Below are 13,047 nucleotides of genomic sequence, written 5' to 3' on the forward strand. Positions count from 1 at the left end.
TATCACTGAAAAAAAAGTCTATGATTCGTATCTAAGTTATATTTTACCAAAGGCCTATTTCTTATGAATTTAGCAGGTACGCCTCCAACCATAGTCCAAGGTTCAACATCTTTAGTAACAACTGCACCAGAAGCAACAACTGCTCCTTCACCTATTTTAACTCCAGGTAATATAATTACCCTAGCACCAATATAAGCCCAATGTCCAATATGCACGGGGGCACCTTTTATTCCAAAATTCGAACTTTCTATATCATGTTGCTGAGTATAAATTCGCACATCTCCCCCAATATTAACATTATCTCCAATATAAATAGATTCTCGACCATCTAAAAAAGCATCATTTCCTATAATGGAGTTATGACCTATTTTAACTCTTTGAGGGCTAAAAAACCTACATCTCCAGTAGATTATAGAATCAGAAGGTATTTTAACCTTAAATAAACGACGATAAAACACATGTCTTATTACATGAGAAGGAATGTAACCATTTAAAGTCGCTAAAAATAAGAATAATCCATTTAAAAGAGTATAACTAAAAATGATGAAATTTGAAACATTAGTATCCTGATTTTCTTTTACATATTGATCTAATCTAATTTTAATCATAGGTTGCCTCCTTTGTGTATCAAAAATTTACAAATTATTCAATATTAGGGGACTGTAAATGTTTTACAAACTTACTTTTCAATGGACAATTCCACCACCTTATTCTTTCAAGGACATGATTTGGTCTTCAGTAAATATTTAATGTGTTTGCATGATTTCCTACATACTATCTAATAATCACTGACATTCTTTTAACAACCAACATGGCCAATTACTGCTCCGTCCCAATTTGAACTCGTGGCAAAATAATTATATTAACACTTATCCAACATCATTTCCATGAGTATGTCTCCTTATGCCCAAAATTTAAGAATACGTTTAATAAATTCTCCAAAAGGATATTTTGTAACACTGTATCCTCTAAGGAATATTTTGAGCAAATTTTCCGATAACACTTCTTTAATTATCAGGCAATTGTTGGAAGTTTCTAGGAGTATATTACCAATCATAAATTTACTTTGAAATCTTCGTTTGGATTAAAAAGTTAATACAAATAAATTTTTTATTACACTCATATTTTAACTAAAATGTTTAAATTAATGATATTATTAAAAAACGATTATTTCGAGCGCATAATATTTAAATGCTCATTGATTTCTGATATTCTCGTATTCCAGGAGTTATCTTTTAGAAATTTAATCCTTTGAGTGTTTGAATATTTTTTTTCAAATCCATTTTTAACCATTGTCTGTAAAATTTGTGTTACTTCTTCTTTTGTTGAATAAAAGTAGACGTACGGTGAAAAACGATTAAGTTCATCGTAAAATACTGAAATTATAGGTTTGTTGTAATTTATGTATTCATAAATTTTTACGGGATCTACAGATAAAATCAAATCAGTTATCTTAAAAGGCATAATCATACAATCAAAATCATGGACATAGGAATACAAATCACAATGCTTAATTGATCCATAGAATTTTATTCTTTTATGATGATGGGATTTTATTATATCTTCACTAACCGGCCCAATTATGTGGTATTCTATATTTTTGATTTTTTTTAATGTATATTCCACTGTTTCAAAGTCAAACCAAGAATGTACTCCTCCAATATAACCTATTTTATAAGTTTTTTTATTTACAATACCATCATACTCTTTTGTTTCTAATATTTGACCTCCAAAGGCGTTTCTAATTAAGAACATTTTATTTTTACACTCATGAATTTTATTCAAATTTGTAGCCAAGTTGTTAGCAGATACAAAAATCAGATATGCTTCTTTTATTAAACTTTTTTCAAGTTCTAAAACTTTTAATTTTAAATTTTCATTTAAATCAAAAGCTGCAGCATTATCCATACAATCATAAATTATTTTATACTTACTATTTGAAGGTACATAATCATATAATAACGGAAATGTAATCCATATATAATCAGGATCATATTTTTTCAACAAATAATTAATATAAATTTTTCCGTAGAATTTATTCACTGGATAAAGAAGTTTTGTGTTGTAGAAAGGTATATTAAACATAGGCGTTACATGCACAACATTGTCCTTTTTAGTTAAATCTTTAGATCTGCGCAATGACCTTTGACATACCACTTCTAATTCATAAAAATGGGATAAACTCTCCGCTATAAAATGTGGGCGTTGTTTGATCCAGTCCCAGTCCACATGCATTAAATATAATATTTTTTCAACCATATCTCTCACATAATTATTATTTTTAGTTTGACAACATAATAACTCTTTTTTTCAGTATTTTCTTATAAACTTTCAATCCTGTAATATAAACCATATCAAGTTTTCTTTAATTAAAATTTCCAAAATTCCATTTGTATTGGAAAATTAATATAATAACAATAAATGAAACTGTCAATGAAATAAATTTAATAAGATTAGATATGTTTAATAGTGTTAAAATGGTTTGAACTACTAAAATTGCCCACAATAAAAAAATTTCTTTTGAAATTATCATATCTCTAGGTACAACTTCTTTCCAAAGGTAAAACGGTACGAAAAGCAAGGTGTTAAGGGCGTAAGCTATTATATAACTTAAAGATAAGCCTAAAGCCCCTAAATTTTTAAGTAACATCACAGATCCTATTAAAAAAAATGCCCATAATACGTTATCTAAAACGCCCCACCACATCAAGTTTTTAACAACTAATTTACGTGATATGCCTTCCCTATAAGAAGTTATACAACTTACAAATATCATAAGTGCAAGAACTTCAATAAAACCTGTTGAATAGTAATTATTACCATATAATACACTTATTATTTCTGGAAATGATATTAAAGGTAAAGCTATAATAATTACTACAATCCAACTGATTAAGACATTAAGTTTTTCAATGTTCTCATTTTCTTCGTTATTTGCAGCCAGCATCGGAAGTAAAACTGTTCCGATTACTCCAGGTAAAAATGCGAGTGCAGTTCTCCATTGGTCTGCAGCATTGAACAACCCTAACTGCCCATAACCACCAGGAGTGTTTATTATGATTACATTTGCAATCCATACAACTGGCCCCACCATCACACTAGATAGCATGGAAGGCAATGATAACTTCCAGATAACATCTCTTTCTCTCCATGATTTCATGTAATTAATACTGATTTTAAACCTTTTAACAAGGTTGTTGATGGTTCTTTTGTAAAGAATGAAATTTATTATGCTGTTTATGACCATTGCAGTTACTGCACCTGTTAATCCGAAGAAATAAACTCCCGTGATTGTTAGTGATGCAGATATTATTCCCTGGAATATGGCTATCCTTGCAAGGTCCTTGAAGGCCCCAAAACCCGCAATGGACCCAGACTGGATTCCCACCAACGTGTTGAAGATAAGAAGTAAGGATGCAATTCTTAGTGCAGGTGCCAGATCTGGTGCGGCTAGCGTGTTTGCTGCAAGCCAGGGTGCCATAACGAAAAGTATGATGCACATCACAACTCCAGATGCTAGCCCGAAGAGATTTGTGAGGCCCATGATGCGTCCAGTTCGTTCTGGGTCTGTCTGGTGTAGCTGTGCTATGTACTTCGTGGCTGTTATTCCCAGACCCAAACCTGCAAACGTTGAAAATAAGATCACAGTACTGTTTATCATTCCCAGTTGACCGTAGCCAAATTTACCCAAAAGGCGAGCAGCTATTATGGCTGCGATCATTGGAAAACCCTGAGAAGCCAAGGCACTGATCAAGTTCCAGAAAATACCATAAATAAGCTTTCCCTTCAAACTTTCCCTGTCATCGCCTGCAGCGTTTCTTATCAAACTCTTGAAGGGAATCTTTAGCTTACTCATAGTAATCAGTGCAAAAAGCTTTTAAAACAAAGTAATAACACAAAAGCGCGATGTTTAAATAGTTGTTATTTATTTATCTACATCAAAACTTTATTTTATCGCCATATAAACATTTTGAATGATACTCCGATTTCAGAAATAAAATAAACTTAAAAATCAGTTTACAACATTAACTCCAGCTGAAAATTCTACCTTCATCCCTCAAAATTGTTCTTCATGAACAAAATCGTCTTTATATATCATTATTGCCACATTGAGCAAATATTCATATTTGTACCCAATGTATTTTATTGGTTCAGGTTTTGTTCATAGCGCAGCATTTAGAGTTGCATTTGCTATTTTGATGTGAGAGAATAATTAAGATTAAGGGAATGATCCATGACCATGAAAATAATCTTATATGCTATAAATCCAGTTTTAAGGAATTTGAAAGATTAATCCTTAAAATCCAAAAAACGAAACTTAAATTATTCATTCTAAGTTCATGATAACAAACTTCCAAGTAGATTGGATCATGATCCTATCATTCATCACCAGTAGAACACAAATAGCAAGATTTATTATTTCCTCCCAAGATATAACTACATAATAATTGGTATTAATAAAAACTTCAAGGTGAATCCATGGAAGAACCTGAAGCATCCAAACTGCTTGAAACAAAAAAAACTTCATACAAAAAAGCAGAAACTATTTTTCAAAGATTTAAAACTGAATCTAGAGCTGGTAAGCACATTCAGACCATCCAAATGGAAAGATCCAGTTTCCCCTCCTTCGGTGACAACATGGTCATTGTGCTGATCTACCTCTTGGCACTGGTGGTTGCACAGGTGGTAACTGCCAGCCACAACCTGGAACTTGGATTCGTCATGTACACAGGCATATTCCTGGTAATGCTCTTCCACTCGGCATCCCTCCAGGATGAGAAGTTCGCATACCTCCTCATGTCCATGATGGCACTGCCCATACTGGGGATGGTGGGACTCTCCATGCCCATCAAAGTTGTGGGGTCCCTTACGTGGTTCCTGGCAGTGGCTGTTTTCATCCTCGGGGCATCCTACGCCATAATAAAGGTTCAGGAACTGAAACCTGAAGACATTGGGCTAAAGCTGGGAGACCCCAAGGTCCAGATCCTGATAGCCCTGAGCGGGGTTCTCCTGGGAGGGTTGGAGTACATGATACTCAAACCAGACCCTCTCATACCCCACTTCACACTGAAATGGGTTCTCATAGGAGGTTCAATACTCATCATATCCACAGGAATTGCAGAGGAACTTCTCTTCAGGGGAATAATCCAGGGAAATGCTGAGAAAGTCTTTGGAAATGCCTACGGGCTGCTCTTTGCATCCATTGTATTCACCGCCATGCACCTTATCTGGAAATCCATCCCAGACATGATATTTATCTTCGCAGTTGCCCTGTTCTACGGTTACGCATTCCAGAAAACCCGGAGTATATACGGTGTGATCTTCTCCCACGGAATTGCAAACACCTTCCTGCTCCTGATACTGCCGTTCCTTCTGGGATGAATGGCTGATCCAAAAAAAGGTTGACCTGCCCTTAAAGTTGATCTATTCTTGTTGATCCTATTTTAAAAAAACCAACTATCATGAAAAAACTGATTATATCTCAAAAAAAAGATGATGGTATAGTTAAAAAACTGATCAGACAATTAAAAAGTTGATTATATAACTTAAAAAGTATTTTTACACTTAAAACTGGTTTATATAACTTAAAAAAGCTTATATAAATTAAAAGAAGATTATATCAATTAAATAAAGTTTAATCAATTAAATAAAACTCATTTTTTCATGATCTCATTAAACAGGTGCTATCATCGCCTGGTAAGCCGCCAGAACCAGGAACATGAGCAGGAACGGGAGTATGGCAATGTAGGACCCCTTAACCATGTACTGAACATGCTGGTTTTCAATCTTTGAGCACACCACAACGAACATGAGCAGGACTATCAAAAGTCCCATGCAGAAGGTTGTGAAGTCCATGACCTGGACCGTGCTGATCCCCTTTGGGAACACAGTCACTGGATTTATCATACAATATCTTCTATTGTTGCCATTATATAATGGTATGTGACACCTTGCACACAATGAAATCTGCAGGGATCATGGGATTTACTCGAAGGTAGTTCCAACCCTTAAAGATCACCCTCCTTCCCATTACATCTCCACATGCTTACATTAAGGTTTTCAATCGAACCTTCCAAGTTTAAGTGGGCTTTTCCATCTGCAAGCCAAGAAATTACCTTCATTCAAAGCCCACGTTGAGGTACAGTGACCTGTAAACCTTCTCCTCATCAGGCAGCCTGTAGAGGAGGAACCTTATCTCTTTTTTACCTGCAGATGTCCCTGTGAACTGGTAGGGTATCTCCAGTTTGGCACCCTTGGCCACGGTCACGTTCCACTGGTCCAGGGTTCTGTTGTTGGACTTAACAACCACCTCGTAGTTCACACTCCCATGCTCGTGGTTCACGATACCCAAAGTAACGTTACCATTTTCACCAACCGTCAGGTTGCTCGGGTAGTCTGCTGCCATGGCCTGGGGTCCGGTGATGTAGAACTCCGTGAACCCCTCTTCATCCTGGGGAACCAGGGCAACGTAAACCGTTGCTGAAACTACGATAACCAGAACGGCAGCCGTGACAGCCACCAAGGTTTTGTATTCGGAGGACCTGCCCTTCAAATAGTCTGAAAAAGGCTTAATGGAGAATTTTGGGTAGAAGATCTCGCTTTCATCTGTTTCCCATCGCCTCAGGAATGCCAGCACAACCAGGACCATTGAAATCCCTGAAAGTGCCAGGAGCGTGGACGTCCAGCTGACCCCTGATGTGTACTTCAGTGCAAGGACTGTGAGGGCTGCGACAATCAGGCTCAAAGCAATGCTCAAAGATGCGCGTTCAACACCTCCAAGCTTATTTTTCCCAGGGAAGAGGGCAGACAACAGACAGTACCCAGGTATGAATGTCACGAGGATAAATCCCAGAATGTTATGAATTATGAAAACGGGCATTTCAATGAATACAACCGTTAAAATCGTTAATAATCCCATGAATATTATATCCAAGTACTGTTTATTGTCCATTTAACCGCCTCCTTTCTAACCATCATTATCTACCCCCAAGAATCAACGAGAATTTGTTCCATTTCCTGGTTTTAAAACCTTCATGATATTATTTATATGGGATGATGTACTAAAATATAATTGTGATGTGACAAGAGTCACCACACTTTGTCGTTACTTTATATGATCTGTGATAATTGGAACACTGAACCAGGAAGTATCGATTTGTGTGGAGTAACGATGAGAATGATCCTTTCAATAAGCATGGTTTGGTGATTGGTATGGTAGGCAAAAAGATAGCTATAATTGGTAGTAGAGGAATTCCAAATAACTATGGCGGGTTTGAGAAATTTGCAGAGATTCTGAGCACTTTTCTTGTTTCCAAGGGGTATGAAGTTTGTGTGAGCTGTGAAAGACCATGCGATGACAATTTTCCACCGTCCTTCAAGGGTGTTGAACTATTCTACTGTCCGTTGAGACCTCCAAATTTTTTTCTTGCACGCATAGTTTATGAATTTTTGTACGATATTTACTCTCTTTTCAAGGCCGCAAGATCTGCGGACATAGTTTACATGCTGGGCTACAGCGCTGCGATGTTCTTTTTTATACCAAAACTCTTCAGAAAACAGTTGTGGGTCAATCCTGACGGCATGGAATGGAAACGACCAAAATTCAACCCTGCAATAAGGGGGCTTCTCAAGGTGTCCGAGAAACTGGCTGTGTTCTGGGCCGACAGGATGGTGGTGGATTCAAACGAGATCAAGAAGTACCTGGACTCCAAGTACGGAATTGAATCTGAATTCATCCCCTACGGAGCTCTTGATGTTAAACCAATAGCCTGGGACGATGACAAATTCACAGGAGACCTGAGGGGTAAGATAACCCTCAATCCCCATTACTGGCTTATGGTTGCACGGCTGGAACCTGAAAACAACATACACACCATAATCCGGGGCTACCTCCAGAGCAGCATTGATATGCCCCTGGTTGTTGTTGGAAACTTCGCATCCCCTGTGTACGAGGCATACGTCAAGAGGATCCTAGATGAAGGCCCTGATAAGAAGGTGATATTCACTGGTGGAATCTACAACAGGGAACTTCTGAACATGTTAAGGTGCAACTGCTTTGCTTACCTCCACGGACACAGTGTGGGAGGAACCAACCCCTCACTGGTGGAGATAATGAAGATGAAAACCGTGATCATAGCCCACAACAACGAATTCAACAGGGAGGTCTGCAGGGACTCTGCACTCTACTTCAACGATTCAGAGGATCTGGCCAGTAAAATGGAGATGGTTGATGCAGACCGTGAAGACTTCTTCGACCTGAGGGATAAGGCCCGTGAAAGAATTCTGAATGATTACTCCTGGGAAGGTATTGTTGAAGACTACGAAACCCTCATAAGAAGCGTATGAACTGGAAAGTGATTAAATGAACCCTGTAAGGATTTGTTTGAAATAGATTTTGTGTGCTGAAATGGACATCTTAGGAGTGTTAAAATGAACCCCGTTAGAATGAACCCCGTTGGAATGAACTTCATGGGAATTGCTGGAATGAAAAGGAGTGCTTAAAATGGAAAAACCCCTGGTTTCAATTGTTGTACCTGTGCTGAACTCTGAAAAAACCTTGAAAAAATGTTTGAAGAGTGTCATGAATCAGAACTATGGGAACATCGAAGTAACAGTTGTGGATGGTGGGTCTCATGATAAAACCGTTGAAATATCCGAGGATATGGGGGCGAAGGTCATTGATGCAAATGTTGCAAGTATGACCAAGCAGACCAACGTGGGCATTTCAAATTCTAGGGGCAAGTACATCTACAGAATAGATTCAGATGTCATACTCCCACAGGACATAGTTGGGGAGTGCGTTGAAAAGTGTGAATTTGAAGGATACGACGGTGCATGTGTTTTTTGGCTTCCAGATGAATCCATAAGCTTCTGGGCCAAGGTCAGGAGAATCGAAAAGGAGAGCTACGTGGAAAACCCCAACTGTGTTGGATCCATCAAGTACGATAAAAATGTTCTGGGGGCCCGATTCCTGAGGAAGGACGTTCTTGACACTGTTGGAGGATTTGATGAAGACATATCCACTGCAGGGGAAGACTACGCCCTCTACAACAAACTCGCAGAGAGTGATTTCCACTTCGCCCTCATAAAATCCAGGGAAAAACATCTTGGAGAACCAAAAAGGATTAAAGACATAATCCGGAAGAACTTCAGGTACGGCACGGCCCTCATGCAGTTTTTAGAGAATCAGAAGGAGAAAAAAAACCAGTTCTCACCTGCAGGCAGAACCTACCTGATAAAAGCCTTTGAAACTGCTTTTAAAGATAATTTAGCACTATTTTTTGGTTTGATGGTTTACCTGTTTGCAGTTTACACATCTACAGCCACTGGAGTTGTTTACTACAAGTTCACAACCAAGACCAAGAACGTGGCGTAGATTGAAGGGAGTTAACTGGATTGGATTAGAAATGGATTGGTACGACTGAAGGATTGACTAGGCAAAAGGAATTTACTCAACTAAAGAAGATTACTTAGATTGAAAGGAATTGGATTACTTAGATTAAAATGAATTGGCTTACTTAGATTGAAAGGAATTGGCTTAGACTAAAGGGAATCAACTATGAAGATTTTAATGATCCATTACTCAGAGATAACCTCCCCTGGAGGAGTCCACAGGACAGTAGTGGAAATGGCCAAAAACCTTTCTAAGATGGACCATGATGTAACAGTGCTCCAGGGGAATCCCAATGGACTTTCTCATAAAGAAACCTATGAAGGATTTCGTATAATACGCATCAAGTCCAGGGTGGCTGATCACCTCTACGGATTCAGCCCGGAGATCTACTCCTACCTCAAGAAGCATTTCAGTGAATTGAACCCTGATGTGATTCATGTTCATGGATACCATACCTTATTTTCCCCAGAGGTAGCTTACCTTATTAAGAAGCTGAACCCTCAAGTTCCAATAGTTTTTTCACCTCATTTTGGAGTGTTCAGCAGAAGCAGTTTTGCAGGCAAACACCTCTGGGGAATCTACAACAGATCCCTTGGTAAGAACGTGGTGGAAAACAGTGAAATTATCATCACAGCTTCCAGATTCGAGTCCGATAACTTGATGAAGCTCTTCAAGGTAGCTGAAAAGAATATAAAGGTCATTCCCCACGGTGTTGATTACATAAACACTGAGAAGGTTAAGGAAAAAAATGGAAATATAAACCTGCTCTACGTTGGTTACCTCCTTGAGTTGAAGGGGATCCAGTGGATCATTGAAGCCCTCCATGATCTGGTTTACATGAAGAAGGTTGACGCCTTCCTGACCATCGTTGGTGAAGGGCCCTACGAGGGTGAGCTTAAAAAGCTTGCACAAACCTTGAAGGTGAGCCAGTTCATCCGTTGGGAGGGATTCGTTCCAGCTTCACAGTCTGAAAGGTTGAGAGAAATCTACCAAAGTTCAGACGTACTTTTACTGCTCTCACAATCTGAAAACTATGGAATCGTTGTTTCAGAAGCTCTTGCCAGTAAAACCCCGGTTATAGTAACTAAAAGAACAGCTTTGAATGAATTTTTGGATGAACCTGGATGTTTTGGAGTTAACTACCCGCCGAACCCTGGAGAAGTTGCAGACCTTGTACTGCAGATCCATGAGGATGGTGTTGAGGTTGGCCCACTGACCCAGAAGATACAGACTTGGGACGAAATAGTTAAAAAGTATGAAAGAGAATACAGAGTTGTGGTGAGTCCCAATGAACCTGATTGATTCTAGGGTGGGTGAGTAACAATGAATATGAGTAACTCTACTGTGGGTGAGTCCCAATGAACCTGAGCAGAGATCCTGTGGCAGATGGATCTAAGACCACAGGCGAGTCCCTGGTCATCTCCTGGAACATCAGAAGGTTGCTCTTTATTATAATGTGCCTGCAAGTTTCCATCTGGGGACTCTACGGCATTCAATCATTATCCGGATTTAACGTGCCATTTTTAAGCCAAATCTTACCCTTCATCTACCTGACCTTTGTACCGGGCGTTCTTCTACTGAGGGTACTGAGATTCGATAATTTGAATGGGGTTGAAAGGCTGATCTACTCCGTTGGAAGCAGTTTAGTCGTTGTTATGAGCGTTGGTCTGGTAACCAATTATTTCCTTCTTTTAATTGGAATTTCAAAGCCCCTTTCAGTGATATACATCCTCACGGTCATGACCATCCTGGTTGCGATCTTATCGGCACTGGCCTACGTTAGGGGGGACCCTGATAATTTTTACTCTGTGGATCTGAAGGAGTACCTCAACCTGACCAACATCATTCTGGTTGCCCTCCCATTTCTCACGATCCTGGGAACCTACATGATCAACGTTTACGGGAACAACACCCTGATATTTCTAACCCTTTCCCTCATTGCAGTTGTGCCACTCCTGGCAGCCTTTGATAAGATGTCGGAAAAATCTTACCCCCTGGCAGTTTTCGTTGTTTCACTGTCTCTACTCTTCCACATATCCCTGATTTCAAACTTCATCTATGGTAGGGATGCTTTTTACGAGTACTACGTTTCAACCATAACCCTGAAAAACCTGTACTGGACCCCCAATCTGAGCTACGAACTCAACGCTTTAATGAGCATCACCATCCTGCCAACCATCTATCAGAAGTTCTGTAACGTGAGCCTGGCCTACGTTTTCAAGGCCATTTACCCATTCCTCTTTGCACTGGTACCCCTGACCCTCTACGAGCTCTTCAGGAAATACGTGTGTTCAAAGAATTCATTTCTTGCATGTTTCTTCATGGTATCCATAATATCCTTCTACGCTGAAATGCCCCAGCTCCTGAGACAGGAAATCGGGGAGATCTTTTTTGTACTATCCATACTGTTACTAATGGACTCTAAATTAGATGAAACACGAAAATATTTCCTTTTAGTACTTTTCCTGGTTGGAATAACCTTTTCCCATTATTCAATGGCTTACTACTTTGCATTTATTATTCTCTGTACAGCCATCTTCCACAAACTGATTAAAACCGGTAAAATAAGGGCTTTCCATCAAAAACTTAAAGATGTGGGACTTAAAAAAGTGGGCAGTGTTCTAGCCCTGCCAAAACTGGAAACTCCATCCCATGTGTCCATAAACATTTCATACGTTGTGCTGGTTGTGGTTTTCATACTCTCATGGTACATCTTCGTTTCCAGGGGAACAACCTACATCGACCTGGTTGCTGTAGCTGCCAGCATATACAACAACCTCGTCTCTGAATTTTTGGATATTGGCGGTTCAGAGGCAATGAACATTGCACTGACAGGCTCACAAACCTACATCACACTCAAAATCGTCACTGCCTTTAACCTCCTTGCAACCTTTTTCATTTCCCTGGGTTTATTCTACTCATTGTACATGGGCAAAAAAGGAAAATCAGTACATTTTATTCCAGAATATCTAATTCTATCAATAATAAACTTTGTTCTGTGGATACTGGCAATTGTTGTCCCCTACTTCAGCTCCATTTTAACCGCGAATCGTCTGTACCATATAACACTCCTGATACTATCTCCCTTCGTGATTATTGGAGGTGTTAAATTCTTCGGCCTCTTCAGGATAGGAAAAACCAAGGCCCTGAAACTTTTATCAGTGTGTCTTGTTGTTTTTTACGTGTTCAACGTGGGTATGGTTGGATCCATCATCGGTGAGGAAACATCCATGGGCCTGGACAGCAGTGTGGCTGATTTCCCACGGGCAAATCAGGGGGAACTTGTAGGTGCCAGGTGGCTGGCTTCCCACAAGCTGGCTGGTTTACAGAGCTTTGGGGACATGTACCGCATGCCTATAATGGGTGCCTTTGACTGGGACAAGGTTGATGATTTCCCAAAGAACGTGACCTGGATCGGTGGAAACTACATTTACCTTGGTACCGTGAACACTGACACAGGAACTGCACTCATCAACGGCGGACGATTTTCAGGCGGAGAGTATGTGAGCTTGAATCCATGGATCGGCAGCAAGAACAGGATCTACGACAATGGAAAGGCCACCATCTACAAGTGACTGGAAAAACGTTGCTGATTTAATTACTTAAAATAATCGGATTGGAAAATGTGTGACTGGGTATAATTGGTTAAAAAT

The 13,047-nt window shown here is 39.2% G+C and carries 10 protein-coding genes; 5 read left to right on the forward strand and 5 right to left on the reverse strand.

The genetic code is table 11. The features are described 5' to 3' along the window. Positions 1–2: 2 nt before the first annotated feature. The 3 genes from MCBB_RS09050 to MCBB_RS09060 form a co-directional block, all read right to left on the reverse strand. Positions 3–608, reverse strand: a complete 606-nt coding sequence (locus MCBB_RS09050) for an acyltransferase (RefSeq protein ID WP_084789929.1) — start codon at positions 606–608, stop codon at positions 3–5. 559 nt (positions 609–1,167) lie between these two features. After that, the gene (locus tag MCBB_RS09055) at positions 1,168–2,259 is read right to left on the reverse strand and encodes a glycosyltransferase family protein (protein ID WP_071907457.1); all 1,092 of its coding nucleotides are present in this window, start codon (positions 2,257–2,259) and stop codon (positions 1,168–1,170) included. 106 nt (positions 2,260–2,365) lie between these two features. After that, the gene (locus MCBB_RS09060) at positions 2,366–3,856 is read right to left on the reverse strand and encodes an oligosaccharide flippase family protein (protein ID WP_071907458.1); all 1,491 of its coding nucleotides are present in this window, start codon (positions 3,854–3,856) and stop codon (positions 2,366–2,368) included. 623 nt (positions 3,857–4,479) lie between these two features. Here MCBB_RS09060 and MCBB_RS09065 point away from each other — a divergent pair. Further along, the gene (locus MCBB_RS09065) at positions 4,480–5,382 is read left to right on the forward strand and encodes a CPBP family intramembrane glutamic endopeptidase (RefSeq protein ID WP_084789931.1); all 903 of its coding nucleotides are present in this window, start codon (positions 4,480–4,482) and stop codon (positions 5,380–5,382) included. A 291-nt stretch (positions 5,383–5,673) separates the two neighbouring features. Here MCBB_RS09065 and MCBB_RS09070 read toward each other — a convergent pair whose 3' ends face one another. Together MCBB_RS09070 and MCBB_RS09075 are read right to left on the reverse strand one after the other, a co-directional pair. Beyond that, positions 5,674–5,907: a hypothetical protein gene (locus MCBB_RS09070; protein WP_071907459.1), complete on the reverse strand. Its 234-nt coding sequence runs from the start codon at positions 5,905–5,907 to the stop codon at positions 5,674–5,676. 211 nt (positions 5,908–6,118) lie between these two features. Next, entirely contained in the window at positions 6,119–6,952 is an 834-nt protein-coding gene (locus MCBB_RS09075) for a DUF1616 domain-containing protein (RefSeq protein ID WP_071907460.1), read from the reverse strand. Between the two features lie 260 nt (positions 6,953–7,212). On the opposite strand from MCBB_RS09075, the gene MCBB_RS09080 reads away from it, so the two are divergent. The 4 genes from MCBB_RS09080 (at position 7,213) to MCBB_RS09095 (ending at position 12,969) form a co-directional block, all read left to right on the forward strand. Then, positions 7,213–8,346, forward strand: a complete 1,134-nt coding sequence (locus MCBB_RS09080; protein ID WP_071907461.1) for a DUF1972 domain-containing protein — start codon at positions 7,213–7,215, stop codon at positions 8,344–8,346. 157 nt (positions 8,347–8,503) lie between these two features. After that, positions 8,504–9,376 (forward strand): glycosyltransferase, encoded by an 873-nt coding sequence (locus MCBB_RS09085; protein WP_071907462.1) that lies wholly within the window; start codon positions 8,504–8,506, stop codon positions 9,374–9,376. A gap of 183 nt (positions 9,377–9,559) precedes the next feature. Further along, positions 9,560–10,696, forward strand: a complete 1,137-nt coding sequence (locus MCBB_RS09090; RefSeq protein WP_084789934.1) for a glycosyltransferase family 4 protein — start codon at positions 9,560–9,562, stop codon at positions 10,694–10,696. A 56-nt stretch (positions 10,697–10,752) separates the two neighbouring features. Beyond that, the gene (locus MCBB_RS09095; protein WP_071907464.1) at positions 10,753–12,969 is read left to right on the forward strand and encodes a DUF2206 domain-containing protein; all 2,217 of its coding nucleotides are present in this window, start codon (positions 10,753–10,755) and stop codon (positions 12,967–12,969) included. Positions 12,970–13,047 lie beyond the last annotated feature (78 nt).

It is taken from the genome of Methanobacterium congolense, assembly GCF_900095295.1.
In the GTDB taxonomy this organism is placed as follows: Archaea; Methanobacteriota; Methanobacteria; order Methanobacteriales; family Methanobacteriaceae; genus Methanobacterium_C; species Methanobacterium_C congolense.